The sequence below is a fragment of the Sphingomonas sp. genome, from assembly GCF_019635515.1.
In the GTDB taxonomy this organism is placed as follows: Bacteria; Pseudomonadota; Alphaproteobacteria; order Sphingomonadales; family Sphingomonadaceae; genus Sphingomonas.
Genome location: NZ_JAHBZI010000002.1, coordinates 614,019 through 629,816, shown reverse-complemented (window position 1 = coordinate 629,816; position 15,798 = coordinate 614,019). Strand labels below are relative to the sequence as shown.

14 protein-coding genes are annotated in these 15,798 nt (G+C 67.2%); 5 read left to right on the top strand and 9 right to left on the bottom strand.

The window, feature by feature from the left end; genetic code table 11:
- Positions 1-110 precede the first annotated feature (110 nt).
- The 5 genes from KF730_RS15330 (at position 111) to KF730_RS15310 (ending at position 7,559) form a co-directional block, all read left to right on the top strand.
- Entirely contained in the window at positions 111-3,371 is a 3,261-nt protein-coding gene (locus tag KF730_RS15330; protein WP_294098776.1) for a CusA/CzcA family heavy metal efflux RND transporter, read from the top strand.
- Entirely contained in the window at positions 3,368-3,715 is a 348-nt protein-coding gene (locus KF730_RS15325; RefSeq protein ID WP_294098774.1) for a DUF190 domain-containing protein, read from the top strand. The genes KF730_RS15330 and KF730_RS15325 overlap by 4 nt, the downstream gene beginning before the upstream one ends.
- Before the next feature lie 103 nt (positions 3,716-3,818).
- Positions 3,819-4,505: a transporter gene (locus KF730_RS15320; protein ID WP_294098773.1), complete on the top strand. Its 687-nt coding sequence runs from the start codon at positions 3,819-3,821 to the stop codon at positions 4,503-4,505.
- A gap of 43 nt (positions 4,506-4,548) precedes the next feature.
- Entirely contained in the window at positions 4,549-7,083 is a 2,535-nt protein-coding gene (locus tag KF730_RS15315; protein WP_294098772.1) for a heavy metal translocating P-type ATPase, read from the top strand.
- Complete coding sequence (locus KF730_RS15310; RefSeq protein ID WP_286713380.1) at positions 7,080-7,559, top strand: SRPBCC family protein; 480 nt, start codon at positions 7,080-7,082, stop codon at positions 7,557-7,559. Before KF730_RS15315 ends, KF730_RS15310 begins: the two co-directional genes overlap by 4 nt.
- Before the next feature lie 372 nt (positions 7,560-7,931).
- Here the strand turns inward: KF730_RS15310 and KF730_RS15305 are convergent, their stop codons facing one another.
- From KF730_RS15305 to KF730_RS15265, 9 genes are all read right to left on the bottom strand, one after another.
- The gene (locus KF730_RS15305; protein WP_294098771.1) at positions 7,932-8,387 is read right to left on the bottom strand and encodes a CopG family transcriptional regulator; all 456 of its coding nucleotides are present in this window, start codon (positions 8,385-8,387) and stop codon (positions 7,932-7,934) included.
- Positions 8,384-10,357, bottom strand: a complete 1,974-nt coding sequence (locus KF730_RS15300; protein WP_294098770.1) for a conjugal transfer protein TraG — start codon at positions 10,355-10,357, stop codon at positions 8,384-8,386. Before KF730_RS15300 ends, KF730_RS15305 begins: the two co-directional genes overlap by 4 nt.
- A gap of 12 nt (positions 10,358-10,369) precedes the next feature.
- A complete protein-coding gene (locus KF730_RS15295) occupies positions 10,370-12,112 on the bottom strand; it encodes a VirD2 family relaxase/mobilization nuclease (protein ID WP_294098767.1) in 1,743 nt (580 codons plus the stop codon).
- Between the two features lie 247 nt (positions 12,113-12,359).
- The gene (locus KF730_RS15290; RefSeq protein ID WP_286713374.1) at positions 12,360-13,067 is read right to left on the bottom strand and encodes a lytic transglycosylase domain-containing protein; all 708 of its coding nucleotides are present in this window, start codon (positions 13,065-13,067) and stop codon (positions 12,360-12,362) included.
- Positions 13,067-13,411 (bottom strand): DUF736 domain-containing protein, encoded by a 345-nt coding sequence (locus KF730_RS15285; RefSeq protein ID WP_286713372.1) that lies wholly within the window; start codon positions 13,409-13,411, stop codon positions 13,067-13,069. Before KF730_RS15285 ends, KF730_RS15290 begins: the two co-directional genes overlap by 1 nt.
- Entirely contained in the window at positions 13,395-13,991 is a 597-nt protein-coding gene (locus KF730_RS15280; protein ID WP_286713371.1) for a S26 family signal peptidase, read from the bottom strand. The genes KF730_RS15285 and KF730_RS15280 overlap by 17 nt, the downstream gene beginning before the upstream one ends.
- Complete coding sequence (locus tag KF730_RS15275) at positions 13,988-14,428, bottom strand: DUF2840 domain-containing protein (RefSeq protein WP_294098760.1); 441 nt, start codon at positions 14,426-14,428, stop codon at positions 13,988-13,990. The genes KF730_RS15280 and KF730_RS15275 overlap by 4 nt, the downstream gene beginning before the upstream one ends.
- A gap of 86 nt (positions 14,429-14,514) precedes the next feature.
- Positions 14,515-14,790 (bottom strand): helix-turn-helix domain-containing protein, encoded by a 276-nt coding sequence (locus KF730_RS15270; protein WP_286713367.1) that lies wholly within the window; start codon positions 14,788-14,790, stop codon positions 14,515-14,517.
- Between the two features lie 121 nt (positions 14,791-14,911).
- Entirely contained in the window at positions 14,912-15,643 is a 732-nt protein-coding gene (locus KF730_RS15265) for a DUF2285 domain-containing protein (protein ID WP_286713366.1), read from the bottom strand.
- Positions 15,644-15,798: the final 155 nt, after the last annotated feature.

Genomic DNA, 15,798 nt, shown 5'->3' with positions numbered 1-15,798 from the left:
GCCGGGCCTAGCGCCCGGCCGGCTGCCGGCCTCGACCACGCCGCTCCGTACATCATCGCGTCCCGCGTCGCCTTTGCCGACGCGGTCGACCCGCCTTTGGGAACGAACCCATGATCGCAAGTCTAATCGGACTATCCGTCCGCGCGCGCTGGGCAGTGCTTCTGCTCTTCCTGGCCGTCGCCGGCATCGGTGTCTGGCAGCTCACCAAGCTGCCGATCGATGCCGTCCCCGACATCACCAATCGACAAGTCCAGATCAATACCGTCGAACGCGGCCTCTCGCCGATCGAAATCGAGAAGCGCGTTACTTTCCCCATCGAGACCGCACTTGCGGGCATTCCGGGCCTAGAGACGACACGGTCGCTCTCACGCAACGGATTCAGCCAGGTCACCGCGATCTTCACCGATCAGACTGACCTCTACTTCGCGCGCCAGCAGGTGAGCGAGCGCTTGACCCAGGCCCGGGATTCACTCCCGGACGGCGTGCAGCCACAGATCGGGCCGGTCACCACCGGACTTGGCGAAGTGCTGATGTATTCAGTCGATTTCGCCAATCCTGGCGGCAAGGGCGCGACCATCAAGGACGGCCAGCCCGGCTGGCAGCGCGACGGCAGCTTCCTGACACCCGAAGGGGACCGGCTTGCCGACGACGTCTCACGCGCCGCCTATCTGCGCACCGTGCAGGACTGGATCATCCGGCCCCAGCTCCGCACCGTCCAAGGCGTCGCCGGCATCGATTCGATCGGCGGCTACGCCAAGCAGTATATCGTCGAGCCTGATCCGGTGAAGCTCGCCAACTACGGCATCTCCTTCTCCGAGCTGGCGAAAGCGCTCGAGTCCGCGAACCTCGCGGTCGGCGCCAATTATTTCAACCGCGGCGGCGAGGCGTTCCTCGTGCGCGCCGATGCCCGCATCCGCGACCTCGACGAGATCACCGATGCGATCGTCGCGACACGCGGCGGCATTCCGGTCGCCATCAAGGACGTCGCGACCGTGCGCGTCGGCGGCGAACTTCGCACCGGTGCCGCCAGCATGAACGGTCATGAGGCCGTAATCGGCACCGCGCTGATGCTGATCGGCGAGAACAGCCGCACCGTCGCCGGTGCGGTTCGCGACCGGCTCGACAGCATCGCCAAATCGCTCCCTCCTGGCATCAAGGTCACGCCGGTCCTCGACCGTTCGATGCTGGTCAACGCCACCGTCTCGACGGTCCAGCGCAATCTTGCCGAAGGCGCCGTCCTTGTGGCGGCGGCGCTGTTCCTCCTCCTCGGCAACTGGCGGGCCGCGCTTATCGCGGTGCTCGTCATCCCCTTCTCGTTCCTGATGATGGCGATGGGCATGAACGCCTTCCGAGTGCCCGGCAATTTGATGAGCCTCGGCGCGCTGGACTTCGGGCTGATCGTCGATGGCGCGGTCATCATCATCGAGAATTGCCTGTTCCGGCTGGCGCATCGTCAGCAGCATGAAGGGCGCCTGCTCACGGTCCGCGAGCGGCTCGAGGAGACGATGCGGGCGAGCCGCGAGATGATCAGGCCGACAGTGTTCGGTCAGGCGATCATCCTCCTCGCCTTCGCACCGCTGCTGATGTTCACCGGCGTCGAGGGCAAGACCTTCTCGCCTATGGCGATCACCATCATGCTGGCGCTCGTCGCGGCCTTCATCCTCGCGCTCACATTAGTCCCGGCGCTCGTCGCGCTGCTGATCCGCGGCAGGGTCGCGGAGAAGGAAGTCTGGCTGATCGCCAAGTCGAAGACGCGCTACATCCCGCTTCTCGAGCGAGCGGTAGCCAAGCCCTGGCCCTTCATTGGCGCGGGCTTCGCGTTCTTCGCTGCATCGATCTTCGTGTTCGGCTTCCTCGGGCAGGAGTTCATTCCGCAGCTCGACGAGAAGAACGTGGCGCTGGCCTCGACCCGCGTTCCCTCGGTCGCCCTCGAACAATCGCTGATGATGCAGCGGGGTGTCGAGCAGGCGGTATCGAGCCTGCCCGAAGTCGAGCTGATGTTCTCGAAAACGGGTACAGCCGAAGTCGCGACCGACCCGATGCCGCCCAACATTTCGGACGGCTTCGTCATCCTGAAGCCACAGGAGGAATGGCCTGCCGGCGTCAAGACCAAGGCCGATGTCCTGGCGCGCATCGAGAAGGTCTCGGGCGCCAAGCTGGGTCAGGTCTATGAAGTCAGCCAGCCGATCCAGCTGCGCTTCAACGAACTGATCGCCGGCGTCCGCGGCGACGTCGCGATCAAGCTCTACGGCGACGATCTCGACAAGATGGGCGCTACCGCGACACGGATCGTCGCGGCGCTCCAGACCATCCCGGGAGCGGCCGACGTCAAGGCCGAGCAGACCAGCGGCTCGCCGACGCTGGAGGTCAATTTCGACCGCGCGGCGATTGCCCGGTTCGGGCTCACCGTCGAGGAGGTCGCCGATACCGTCGCCGCCGCGATGGGCGGGCGTGAAGCTGGACTGGTGTTCGAGGGCGACCGTCGCTTCGAGATCACCGTCCGGGTGCCCGATACGACGCGCCAGAGCCTGGACGCGCTCGCCAACCTGCCGGTCCTGCTTCCCAACGAAGTGAGCGGCAAGCGCGAGTCCGTGCCGCTGTCGCGCGTGGCGCAGTTCCGGTTCAGCGAAGGCCTGAACCAGATCAGCCGCGAGAACGGGAAGCGCCGCGTGGTCATCCAGGCCAATGTGCGTGGTCGCGACGTGGGTTCGTTCGTCGCCGAGGCCCAGGCCGCGGTCGACAAGGTGGCGCTTCCGGCGGGCTCCTATCTCGAATGGGGTGGGCAGTTCCAGAACCTGCAGGCGGCGTCGCAGCGCCTGTCGATCGTCGTGCCGCTCTGCTTCGCGGTGATCTTCGGCCTGCTCTACATGGCGCTTGGCGGACTCTCGCGGGCGGCCGCGGTGTTCCTCGCGGTGCCGTTAGGCCTCGCCGGTGGCGTGTTCACCCTCGCAATGACCGGGATCGCCTTCTCGGTATCCGCCGCGGTCGGGTTCATCTGCCTTGCGGGCGTCGCGGTGCTCAACGGTCTCGTCGTCATGACGGCGATCCGCGAGCGGCTCGATGCCGGCGTGGAGCTCAGCCGGGCGATCATCGAGGGCACCACCGAGAAGATGCGCGCGGTGGTGATGACCGGGTTCGTGCCGGCAATCGGCTTCGTGCCGATGGCGCTGGCCCACGGCACCGGTGCCGAGGTGCAGAAGCCACTGGCGACGGTGGTCATCGGCGGCCTCATCGCGGCGACCATCCTGACGCTGCTCGTCCTCCCTGCGATTTCCAAGGTCGTCCTCGGTTGGGGCGAACGCTTGGCGGCGCGCCGTGAGGAGCGCGTGGCGGCGCAGGGCAACACCCAACCCGTAGAGCAAGGAGAATGACGATGCAGAACCACAGGCTCCTTCGCATCTATACCGATGAAGCCGCCTATTTCGGGGACCGCAAGGTCCTCCAAGTGGTCGCCAGTCGTGCGCGCGACGCACATCTCGCGGGAGCGACGATCCTGGAAGCGCTGATCGGCTTCGGCCATTCGGCACACCAGCACCGCCGCCATGTTCTCGAAAGCGATCGCTCGGTCGTCATCGAGATCATCGACGCGGAGGAAAAGCTGCGCAGCTTCGCGGCGACGCTCTCCGACGTGCAGGGTATCGGGCTGATCACGCTCGAAGCGGTCGAGGTGCTGGGTGGCAACACCGCACTTCTGACCGGCACGGACGCGGCCTGATGAAGGGGTGCGGCATCTGGTCGCGCGGCTCGGACGAGCCGCGATCGGCGGGTGTCGCACCCTTGCCCGCCATCGGCGCATCCAACCAGCCAAGGAGGGCTCGATGCCCGTTCTGAGCTACACCATCATCCCACTCCTCGCGATCCTGCTCGGGTCGATCTTCGCGGTCATCCGTCCACCGGGTCCCCGGTTGGTGAGCGCGATGCAGCATCTCGCCGCGGGTGTGGTGTTCGCGGCCGCTGCGACCGAGATCGTCCCCCAGGTCATGCACGGCGCCTATACGACGGCGACACTCATCGGTGGCACGCTCGGCGTGGTGACCATGCTGGGGCTGAAGGCCTTCGAAGGGCAGTTCCGAGGGCCGGCCGCGCTGCTCGGTGCCATCGCAATCGATATCGCGATCGACGGTCTTGTGCTGGGGCTCGCCTTCGTCGTCGGCACCAAGGCCGGCCTGCTCCTCACCATCGCCCTCACTCTTGAAGTGCTCTTCCTCGGCCTCATGCTGACCACCGAGCTGGGCGAGACAATCCGCTCCAAGGCCAAGATCATCTGGATCGTCGGCGCAATCGCGCTCCTCCTGCCCGGCGGTGCCGCACTCGGCTTGTCGGTTGCCGAGCTGCCCGCCCCGGTCATCGTCGGCTTCCTGAGCTTCGGCCTGATGGCGCTGCTCTACCTCGTCGCCGAGGAGCTGCTCGCCGAAGCCCATGCCAAGAAGGACACGCCGCTCGTCACCGCGATGTTCTTCGTCGGCTTCCTCGCCCTGCTGCTGATCGAAGAGACGCTCGGATGAGCGCGCCCCGCAATCTCGAAATTCACAGTGAAGGATCGAACCTATGAGCGCCAAGCTCCGCCTGGATATCCCCGTCATCCTGCCAGAGATTCCGAATGCCGCCGATGCGTGCGTCGGCCGGCTGTTGGGCGAGCTCACCGGCAGGCCGGGTATCGAGCAGGTCCATGTCGTTAAGGGCGATGCGGCCAATGCGCCCGCCCAACTCTGCGTCCATTACGACCCGGACACGTTATCGCTCGCCCGGATCAACGAAATCGTCGTTGGCACCGGGGCCGAGCTCACCGAGCGGTTCGGGCATCTCGCCTGGAACGTCGATGGTATCGGACACCAGCGCAAGGCGCGCAGCGTTTCGGACCAATTGCTTCGAGTGAAGGGCGTGCTGGAAGCGGAAGCCAGCGCCGCCGGCATGATCCGGATCGAATACGACCGCGATGCAGTCACCGAAGAGGCACTGCGCAGCTTCCTCGGCCAGATCGGCGTCCATGAGCGCAAGCCCCACGGCACCAAAGCCCGTCCCGTTACCCCGGGCCAAGGGGAGGCCAAGCACGACATGGAGCACAACCACAAGCCCGGCGAGAAGCACGATCACGGCGATCACGATCATGGCGACGGTGAAGGCGGGCACGAACACGCACATGGTGGCATCTTCGGCCCGAACAGCGAGCTGATCTTCGCGCTGCTCTGCGGCGCCTTGCTCGGTATCGGCTTCGCGATCGAGAAGCTGGTGGCCACACCGGCATGGGTACCGCTCGCCTTCTTCATCGGCGCTTACGCGTTCGGCGGATTCTTCACGCTGCGCGAGGCGATCGATAATCTGAAGCTCAGGCGCTTCGAAATCGACACGCTGATGCTCGTCGCCGCAGCCGGAGCTGCGGCACTCGGGGCCTGGGCCGAAGGCGCGCTGCTCCTGTTCCTGTTCAGCCTTGGCCATGCGCTCGAACATTACGCGATGGGCCGCGCCAAGCGGGCGATCGAGGCATTGGCCGAGCTTGCCCCGCAGACCGCCCTGGTCCGCCGGGATGGCAAGGAGACCGAGATCCCGGTCGAGGAACTGGAGATCGGCGACACCGTGATCGTCAAGCCCGACGAGCGGATCGCGGCCGACGGCTTCCTCATCAAGGGCACCAGCAGCGTCAACCAGGCACCCGTCACCGGCGAGAGCATGCCGGTCGACAAGCGGCCGGTCGTCGATCATGCTGCCGCGACCGCTGCCCCTGAAACCCTCGAGTCCGCTTATCGGGTCTTCGCTGGCACGGTAAACGGCAGCGGCCTGATCGAGATCGAGGTCACAAGGAAGTCGAGCGACAGCGCACTCGCCAAGGTGGTCAAGATGGTGAGCGAGGCGGAAACGCAGCGGTCTCCGACCCAGCGCTTCACTGATCGGTTCGAGCGGATTTTCGTGCCCTCGGTGCTGGCGCTCACCGTCGCGTTGCTGTTCGCCTGGGTCGTCGTCGACGAGCCTTTCCGCGACAGCTTCTACCGCGCGATGGCGGTGCTGGTCGCCGCCAGCCCCTGCGCGCTGGCGATCGCCACGCCGAGCGCCGTCCTGTCGGGCGTTGCGCGCGCCGCGCGCGGCGGCGTGCTGGTCAAGGGTGGCGGACCGCTGGAGAATCTCGGCTCGCTGAACGCCATCGCGTTCGACAAGACCGGGACGCTGACCGAAGGTCGGCCGCGCATCACCGACGTCATCCCGGTCGACGGCGTATCCCAGTCGGACCTGCTGTCCATCGCCGTCGCAGTCGAACGGCTGAGTCATCACCCGCTGGCGCGCGCGATCGCCGAGGACGGGCTCGACCGCGTTGGCGATCTGGCCATTCCGACCGCGAGCGATCTGGAGAGCCTGACCGGTCGCGGCGTCCGCGCGAAACTGGACGGCGCGACGATCCTGATCGGCAAGGCCGAGATGTTCGGCAGCGACGGTGTTGCCCCGCTCTCGGCCGAGATGTCGGACGCGATCGCGAAGCTGCGCTCGGGCGGGCGCACCACGATGATCGTGCGACGCGACGACAAGGATTTGGGCGCCATCGGCCTGATGGATACGCCGCGCAAGTCCGCCAAGGATACCCTCGCTCGCCTCCGCAAGCTCGGCATCACGCGGATGATCATGATCTCAGGAGACAATCAGAAGGTCGCCGAGGCCATCGCCGCCGAAGTCGGGATCGACGAAGCGATCGGCGACCTGATGCCCGAGGACAAGGTCGATGCGATCCGCAAGCTGCGCGACAAGGGCAAGGTCGCGATGGTCGGCGACGGGGTCAATGACGCGCCCGCCATGGCCAACGCCACGGTCGGTATTGCGATGGGAGCCGCGGGCTCGGACGTGGCTCTCGAGACCGCGGACGTGGCGTTGATGGCAGACGATCTCGCCCACCTGCCGTTCGCGGTCGGCCTCAGCCGCAGCACGCGCGCAATCATCCGCCAGAATGTGTTCGTCAGTCTCGGCGTCGTGGCCCTGCTCGTCCCGGCGACGATCTTGGGCCTCGGCATCGGCCCGGCGGTGGCAGCGCACGAAGGTTCCACGCTGGTGGTGGTGTTCAACGCGCTTCGGCTGCTGGCATATCGGGACCGCGGCGCGTGATCGCGGTCGAGAACGAGATCGCCGTCGCCGCGCCGCCGGCTAAGGTCTGGCGGATCCTGACGGACTTTCCCGGCTACAAGACTTGGCATCCGTTCATCCGCCTGACGGGCGAGGCCAAGGCCGGGGCGGAGATCGATTATGAGTACACCAGCGACCTGCGCACCCGCCGCAAGCGGCATTCGCCGGGCAAGATCACCCGTCTTGAACGCAATGTCGCATTCGAGTGGGCCATGGGGATCCGCCATTTCTTTGAGCAGGTAGAACGCTACGAGCTGGCGCCGCATCCGCTCGGCACCAGGCTGCACCATCGCGTCGAGTTTCGGGGGATGGTCGGCTTCCTGTTTCGGGGCCGCCCGAGCCGAGCGAGCCACGCCCGCATGTGTGAGGCCGACGATGCGCTTCGCACTCTGCTTGCGGGCAAGAAGCCATCGCCCGCCAAACCACCAGCCCGTAACGGCAGGAAGCAGCGCCGATGACCGGCGATGGCGGAGAAGATCGGCCCACGCCCCCGCGTGCGCGCGCGAACGGCGGCCGGCAGTGGTCCGAAGACGAGGATGCGCAATTGCGCGCGCTCATCGCCGCACGCGAACCCCCGGCCGCGATCGCCCGGCGGATGCAGCGGACGCAGGATGCCATTCGCGGGAGAGCCGGCCAGCTCGGTCTCGCGGTACCCTCACCACTACGGCCCTGGCGCAGGCATTGGGGCCGGGCGCTGCGCGAAGAGCTTGATCGTGAAATCGACAAGCAGATTAGAGATCCGGGGACCCGGCCTCGGCAGACGGCGACCGAGCCGCCGGCGACAGCATACCCGCCAGCAGAAGCGCCACGCTGTCGCATCCGGGACCACATCAGCCGGACGGCTCGCCGGCATCGGCCGAGCCTCGTTCACCGGTCCCATCGACATCCTCCGAAATCTCGTTCCTCAGCCGCGGCCCGAACTCCATGCGCCGGTTGAGGGTTTCGACGAACCGCTCCCAGCGTTCCCTGCCCATGGCCTGGGCCGCGGCAAGCGCGGTGTCCGGAAGCGGCGGATTGTTGATCAGCCAGAACCGCACGAACAGGGCCAGCGTCTCGTTGCCGAGCTCGACATGCCAGGTCAGCCGATCCGCCTGCCGGGATAGACGGTCGAGGCGCCGGCTCAGTACGCCCTCGAGATGCTCGCTGCTGTCTCCCGAAAGGAAGGAGGAGAGCGCCGTCTCGACCACCAGCGCCTGGGGCACGCGCTTGCGCGCCGCATAGTCGGCGAGTTGCGCCGACAGGTCGGGCGGAAGCCGGAAGGTGTGCTTGATCCGAAGCGCACTCATAGGTCGATCCCGTCCTTGGGATCGAGCGATGCCTGCCGCGCGGTTCCGCGCATCCGGTCGGTCAGACGTCGCGTGACGGTCGCATCCTCGGTGGCACTGTCATCGAACTCGAACTCGCCGGGCGGCGGTGCCGGACGGGGCACGATATCCTGTTCTTCGGGCAGCTCGGGCTCACGGCGGATGCCGCCATTCGCGGAATCATCATCGCCTTGCACCGCTGTGTCGATGGGCTGCGCGCGATCCGGGATTGGGAGCGCCGACCAGTCGTTTGCCCGGGGTGTCCGCGCCGGTCCTGGCGCAGGCGGGTCGATCACCCGGCTCGTCAGCCGCCGGTCGGTGAAATAGCGCGCCTTCATCGCCCGGATCGGGTGGACGCCCGCCACCATCACGATCTCGTCGTCGGGCGGCAGCTGCATGACCTCGCCCGGCGTCAGCAACGCGCGCGCAGTTTCGGTGCGCGAGACCATGAGATGACCGAGCCAGGGCGAAAGCCGATGGCCCGCATAATTCTTCATCGCCCGCATCTCGGTCGCGGTGCCGAGCGCATCCGAGATTCGCTTGGCGGTGCGCTCGTCATTGGCCGCGAAGCTCACCCGGACATGGCAGTTGTCGAGGATCGCATTGTTGGGGCCGTAAGCCTTCTCGATCTGGTTGAGCGACTGGGCGATCAAGAACGCCTTCAATCCATAGCCGGCCATGAACGCCAGCGCGGACTCGAAGAAGTCGAGCCGGCCGAGCGCCGGGAACTCGTCGAGCATCAGCAGTACCTTGTGGCGTTCGGCGCTGGGCTTGAGCTCCTCGGTCAGCCGCCGGCCGATCTGGTTGAGCAGGAGCCGGATCAGCGGCTTGGTCCGGCTGATGTCGGAAGGGGGAACGACGAGGTAAAGCGTCGCCGGCCGTTCGCCCTCGACGAGGTCGGCGATCCGCCATTCGGAACGGCTGGTGACCTGGGCGATGACCGGATCGCGATAGAGGCCCAGGAACGACATGGCGGTCGACAGCACGCCCGAGCGCTCATTCTCGGATTTGTTGAGCAGTTCGCGCGCGGCAGAGGCGACCACGGGATGGACACCGGCTTCGCCCAAATGACGGGTCGACATCATCGCAGCGAGCGTTGCTTCGATCGGCCGCCTCGGATCGGAGAGGAAAGCGGCGACACCGGCGAGCGTCTTGTCGGGCTCGGCATAGAGAACGTGGAGGATCGCGCCGACCAGCAGCGCGTGGCTGGTCTTTTCCCAATGGTTGCGCCGCTCGAGCGAGCCCTCGGGATCGACCAGCACGTCGGCGACATTCTGGACGTCGCGAACCTCCCATTCGCCCTTGCGCACCTCGAGCAGCGGATTGTAGCCGGCAGAGGCCGCATTGGTCGGGTCGAACAGCAGCACTCGTCCGATCCGCGCGCGGAAGCCCGCGGTCAGCGTCCAGTTCTCGCCCTTGATGTCGTGGACGATCGCCGAACCAGCCCAGGTCAGCAGCGAGGGGATGACGAGACCGACACCCTTGCCCGACCGCGTCGGTGCGAAGCACAGCACATGCTCAGGGCCATCATGGCGAAGATAGGCGTCATCGAGCCGGCCGAGCACCACCCCGTCGTCGCCGAGCAGCCCGCCAGCCTCGACCTCGCGGCGCGTGGCCCAGCGTGCAGAGCCATAGGTCTCGGCATGTTTTCGTTCGCGTGCGCGCCAGACCGACATGCCGACCGCGACCACGACCGCGGCGATCCCGCCGGAGGCTGCGACGTACGCACCTTTCACGAAGATTTCGGGCGCATAGGCGTCGAAGCTGAACCACCACCAGAAGAAGGCGGGCGGCGGATAGACGGGGTAGCCCGCAACCCAGAACCAGGGCGGTCCAAGCTCGCTCTGATAGCCGAGCGCCTGGGCGGTCCATTGTGTCGCACCCCAGACCGCGCCGAGCACGATCAACAACACGATGATGACCTGCCCCCAGAGGATCTTCGAGGATTGCATGGGAATGCCTTTCTAGATGCCGAGGCCGCGGCTGCGGCCGAAGGTCCAGTCGATGCCGCCACCGGGAGCCATCGTGCCGGTGATGGTGGCCCCAAGCTGCCGATCGAGCGCCGGGCGCCAGGGAACGAGCTGAAAGCCGAGCCCGTCGTCGATCATCGCAAAGCGGCCCGAGGCGAGCGTGACCCGCTCACGATAGGTGCCGGCGATCGTCGAGCCGGGCGTATTTTGATAGGGTGTGAGCCCGGTCCGCGCGGCGATCCGTGCGGACGCCTCGCGCAAGTCGGCCGAGCGCAGTGTGTCGATCAGGTTCGGGGCGAGCGTGACACGTTTGCCCGTGCGGGTCGCCAGCCCCTCGGCAACGAGGTGATCCTCGCGGGCCGCCATCGCCTCGCGAACCTCAGCCCCGAACCCGACGCTGGCTTGCGCGGTGTCGCGCGCCAATAGCTGCCGGTCGAGCCAGGTCGCACCCCGCGCGGTCACCTGGCTCTCGATCGGAAGATCGCTGCGCACCGCGAGCGCGCTGCGCTGGACGCCGTTACGGTCCTGCCAGCCCCGCAGCTCGACGATCGCTCCGACGGGAGCGTCGCCGGTCAGCTCGAGATCCCCGAACCGCAAGTGGTGGTGGCGGCCATCGACCCCATCGACGATCGCATAGGCGGTGCCGGTCAACTCATCCTGCAGGCCTCGGGCGACCAGGCGCCCGGTCACGGCTTGCGGCGTACCGGGAGGATGGATGGCCAGGCGCCCTTCGTGGATCGCGTGCCCTGCATCCCGCATCGCGCGGTGCATCGACTTGATGATGTCGCCGCGGTCGCCAAGTTCGCGAAGCCGAGACTCGATATCGGGCCTGAGGGTCCAGCGAGCCGGTCCTGCCGGTGTCGCTAGACCAAGCCGCTCGAGCTTCTGCGCGCGACCGGCGAACAACAGCGTGCGGCGGTCGGGCGCGCCGGCCGGTAAGGGCCGGAGATCGACGATGCCGTCCTCGCCCACGCGCGATTGCAGGCCATTGTCGAGGCTCGTCCATCGGTCGGCTTCGACTTCGCGGTCGAGCGCGCGCTGGATCTCCTGCTCGGTACGAGGCCCCAGCTCCAAGGTGACGCGCGCCTCCGCGCGGTCGCGCAGGCCATGCGATATATAGCCGCGATCGATGACGAGGTCGGCGCCGTCCTCAGCGACGCCGCGGACCAGGATATGGACGTGCGGATTGTCGGTATTCCAGTGATCGACCGCGACCCAGTCGAGCCGCGTGCCGAGATCTTTCGACATGTCGCCCATCAGCTCGCGGGTGAAGGTCTTCAGGTCCGCGAGTTCGCCGGCATCCTCGGGCGACACGATGAAGCGGAAATGATGCCGGTCGTCTGCGCAGCGGCCAGCGAACGCGTCACCGCTCGCCCGGTCGGATCTGGCATCGAACAACGATGCGTCGCGCCCATCACGGGTCACGCCGTCACGTTCGAGATAGGCGATGTGCCGGGCAAGCGGCGCCGCTCGAAATTTCGGCCCCGAATGCCGGACGATCCTGGCCTTGACGATCACCCGCCGCGACGTCGCCGAGCGCCGGCCCGAAAGCGCGGCGCCACGGCCACGCCCCAGCCGCCCGGTTCCACCAGCGCGCCGGCCTGGTCGTCGGGCGAACCCGGCGCGGGCCGCAGCGCGCTTGACCTGCGCGGCCAGGCTCAGCGGCTTGACGCTCCCCGACCCCCGGCTTCGCCCCTTTCCGGGTCGCACCCGAAGATCATCGTCGCCAGCGGTCATTGGCGTGCTTCCGGCGACGCTGCCAGCGCCCGAGGTATTGAATTTCCAAGATAAAATCGGTCAGGCGACGGCAGGGTGTGGGGACAGACGGCGCAAATTCCGCAATCGGAACAACCACATGCGCCCGCACCGACGGCGGCGCTTTTATCTCGCCATCCCCCACACCCTCCCCCCTGCAGCTCCCACAGCCTGCTTTCGCTTCCGTCCTTCCTGAAGCGAATGGGCCATTCTGGGACCGCCAGACCCATCATTTGGGAACGCCCGTCCGACGCACGAACACGGTGTCTCGAGCGGCCTCTGACGGGCGAGAGTCGGGCTTGGTCTGAGGTTCGGAAGACGAAGATCCGCCCGAACGCGCGGGTTCGTCGACCTCTGTTAAAGGTGAGCGAACGAACAGTTCGCCGCCACGCCAGGCCTCGGGATCGGGCAAGGTACGGCGCTTTGCAGAGGCACCGCCGTCCATCAACCGGCCCGACAAACGGGCGACATAGGCGACGGTTTCGGCGGGCAAAGGACGGCCCGCAAGATAGGCTTTGTACCGCCCCGGCCCCGCATTATAGGCGGCCAGAAACCCTGGATCGCCATACCGGTCGAGCAGCTCGCGAAGGTATGCGGTACCGGCAAAGATGTTGTCGCAGGGATCGAAAGGATCGCCGCCCAAATCGTACCGTCGTCGCAGATCAGCCCATGTTCCGGGCATCAGCTGCATCAGCCCCATCGCCCCTTTCGGCGATACTGCGTAGACCACCCCACCGCTCTCCACGACGATCACGGCACGGATGAGCGTGTCCGGAATGGCGAAGCGCTGGGCGGCGCGTGCGATCGGCTCATCGAGCACCATGGCTGGTTTGCACGGCACCGCGATGATGGCGGCGTGCGCGCTCGCCAGCGGCGCGCAAAGACCCGCCACCACGAGCGCCAGGCCGACAATTCGATGGCCGATCGCGTGGTTCATCACTGCTGCTCGGTCTCGCGGCGGCGCTGGTTGCGCTGCCAGAAGAGCAGGTGCGGCTGGCCCTCGACCGCCGGTCGGAAGAGGTTGGCGCGGATCGGGCGGGGGAAAACGGGATCGTCGATGACGATCGCGATATAGGCTCCGGCCTTCTCGCCGGTCCGTTTCCAGCCAGCGCCGACCTCCGGCCCATCGCCATTTTCGCCGACATGGACGCGGTAATCGGGCGCATTGCGCGCATCGCTCCGCTGCGCGGGAACGATGGTCAGGGCAGCTCCGATCGCGAAAGTTTCGAGGCGCCCGGCAAAGCCGTCGCCACGCTCGTTGAATTCACCGATGTTGATCATGGGAAACTCCTTGGGCCTTTGGTTCGGGGGAAGGTTCGCGCCCGGAGGGCGCGCTTGCCGGGGCGACGGCGCCGCCGTCCGGAAGCCAAAGGGGTGCGAGCACCGCGACGATTCCGCGCGCGGGAACCGGGCCGAAATATCGCCCGTCAAAGCTGTCGGGAGACGCGGGATTGAGCAGGAAAACTTCGCCGGAGCGGAGCGTCCGGCACCCGCTCCAGGATGGGAGCAGTCGCCCCATCCGATCGTGCGTTCGGGCCTCCGAGACGCGCGTGCCGTCGATTGTGACAACAAGGCCGGTACGGCATACGGTCTGCCCGGCGACGCCCAGGACGTGCTTGAGCATCGGCACGCGGAGCGGCAGATAGCCCCGCGCCGCCATGAGCTGGGCGATCGGAGCAGGCGCTTGCGCCGCAACCAGATCGCCGCGCTTCACGCTGCCGGCGGGTCGCGCCGCATAGAGGCCGACCGGCACGCTGGCGCTGGCATTCCAGACCAGGCGCGGGATGGGCTTGAGGAACGCCGGGATGACCAGCGCGCCGATCGCGCAATAGCCGGTGAGCAGGATACCGAAGCGCCTCATGCGCCAATCTCGCGGCGCAACAGCCACGCGCGATGACGCGCCAGCGAATAGGCGCGCGGAGCATAGCCGGCGATCAGCCGGTTATGGGCATGGCGCCAATAGTCGGGTGCAACCGCGCAAGGATCGACGCCCAGATCCTCGACGCGATCGATCAGCGCGAGACCGGCGCGGACCTTCGGCCAGCCGTGGAGATGAAGCAGCAGCTCGCCGCCGGGTGCGACGCAGGGAAGCGTCGTATAGGCGTCGCCGGGGGCGACGGCGCGGACGATATCGAGCCGGGAGAGGATCGTGCCATAGTCGTTCGATGCCCAGCGAACGAAGGCGAACACGCTGTTCGCAGCGAACGAAAGCAGGCGGCGCCGTCGGTCGAGAATCTGGTCGAGAAGCGGCGCGCCGAAGCGAATCCAGCGCTCGGTTGCCTGCTCGACCCAGGTCAATTCGACCGTGCTTATCCCCTTTTGGGGAGAGGCTTCTGCCCGGGCGGGGACAGCCGGACCGGGCACAGTCGAGGCGATGATCGCACTCATCGCCGCACCGGCCCCTTGCGATCGAGAATGCTCGGATCGATGCGCTTGGCAGGATGGACGGTGCCAGTGCCGGTGTCGGAGGTCGAGCGCCGAACCCCCTGGTCGGCCCAGCTGACCAGGTCGTCCACGGCATAGACGATGCGGCCGCCGAGCTTCCGGTAGACTGGCCCGGTGCCATAGCAGCGATGCTTCTCCAGCGTGCGCGCCGAGAGACCCAGCAGCAGCGCGGCATCGGGGGTTCTGAGCAGCCGCTGTGTCGTCTCACCTGACATTCAGTCTCTCCGGGCGTTGGCCCGGCAAGCGCGGCGGGCCCGTTCCAATCACGGGCATCCAATGGCGGCAGTTGGCGCCTGCGAGGGAGCGGCTGAAATCGCACCCCGACAAATGTCGCCCCTAGCTGGTCAGCAGGTCGCGATATGCCGAGGCGCTGAGGCCGTGAGCCTCGTCGAGGAGGCGCTGGACGCGCCGCCGCTCGCTCGTCGCCTTCCATGCGACGGCGTCGGTTCCGGCGAGCCAAGGATAGACGATGCGCGTGCCTATCTCGCGATTGCTGGCACCGCCCAGCGATGCGTCGAGCACGCGCAGCAGCAGCGCCAGGCGCTGCCGCTGTAAGGCGCTGGGGTGCAGGATGCGCACCGGTTCGGCGGTGCTGAGCCCCGCGAACATGCGCCGCACCGCATCGCAGGCGGCGGCGCTGAGCGCATTGCCGAGCGGCGGCAGCAGGATCGCCAGCCCCTCGCGATCGCCGTCAGCGAGCCGAAAGCGATGCCGCGCGCCGGCGATGTCGAAGACGAGGTTGCGCGTCCCGGCCACGCTGAAATCCACCAACGGCGCGAAGTCGGGAAGCGCCGCGGCGCCGCCGAAGCCGCTCGGCGCGGCGACCAGCGATACGATCTGCGATGCGCACTCCGCGCGCCAGATCGCCGGCGCGGTGCGCACCGATCGATCGGGATCGAACAGGCGTTCCAGGCCCCAGCGCCTCGCCTGGGTTAGCGATGCAGCCGCTTCAAGCGCGCCTTGGGCCGTCGCCCAGGCCGCGCGATAGGCCGGGCTTCGCCGCAGGAATTCCTGCGCGAAATCGGCGCGATCGTGCTTCGCGAAGCCGGGCGCGGCATGGGCCGGCAATGGCGAGCGAATGGCGACGGCACGGGCTCCGGCTCGGGATTATTCCCGCCGCCAAATCGCCATCCCGCCATCCCGCTTCGAAGTCCCCGAGGCGCGGTAGCGCTCCGCGCCAGAAGGGATAACGCTGGCAAGTCCGCGTGATCCGGACATGCGAA

Excerpts from the sequence above, each read along its gene's own strand:
- KF730_RS15330 (WP_294098776.1), top strand. The coding sequence starts at position 111 with ATGATCGCAAGTCTAATCGGACTATCCGTCCGCGCGCGCTGGGCAGTG.
- KF730_RS15325 (WP_294098774.1), top strand. The coding sequence starts at position 3,368 with ATGACGATGCAGAACCACAGGCTCCTTCGCATCTATACCGATGAAGCC.
- KF730_RS15320 (WP_294098773.1), top strand. The coding sequence starts at position 3,819 with ATGCCCGTTCTGAGCTACACCATCATCCCACTCCTCGCGATCCTGCTC.
- KF730_RS15315 (WP_294098772.1), top strand. The coding sequence starts at position 4,549 with ATGAGCGCCAAGCTCCGCCTGGATATCCCCGTCATCCTGCCAGAGATT.
- KF730_RS15305 (WP_294098771.1), bottom strand. The coding sequence starts at position 8,387 with ATGAGTGCGCTTCGGATCAAGCACACCTTCCGGCTTCCGCCCGACCTG.
- KF730_RS15300 (WP_294098770.1), bottom strand. The coding sequence starts at position 10,357 with ATGCAATCCTCGAAGATCCTCTGGGGGCAGGTCATCATCGTGTTGTTG.
- KF730_RS15295 (WP_294098767.1), bottom strand. The coding sequence starts at position 12,112 with ATGACCGCTGGCGACGATGATCTTCGGGTGCGACCCGGAAAGGGGCGA.
- KF730_RS15290 (WP_286713374.1), bottom strand. The coding sequence starts at position 13,067 with ATGAACCACGCGATCGGCCATCGAATTGTCGGCCTGGCGCTCGTGGTG.
- KF730_RS15285 (WP_286713372.1), bottom strand. The coding sequence starts at position 13,411 with ATGATCAACATCGGTGAATTCAACGAGCGTGGCGACGGCTTTGCCGGG.
- KF730_RS15280 (WP_286713371.1), bottom strand. The coding sequence starts at position 13,991 with ATGAGGCGCTTCGGTATCCTGCTCACCGGCTATTGCGCGATCGGCGCG.
- KF730_RS15270 (WP_286713367.1), bottom strand. The coding sequence starts at position 14,790 with ATGTCAGGTGAGACGACACAGCGGCTGCTCAGAACCCCCGATGCCGCG.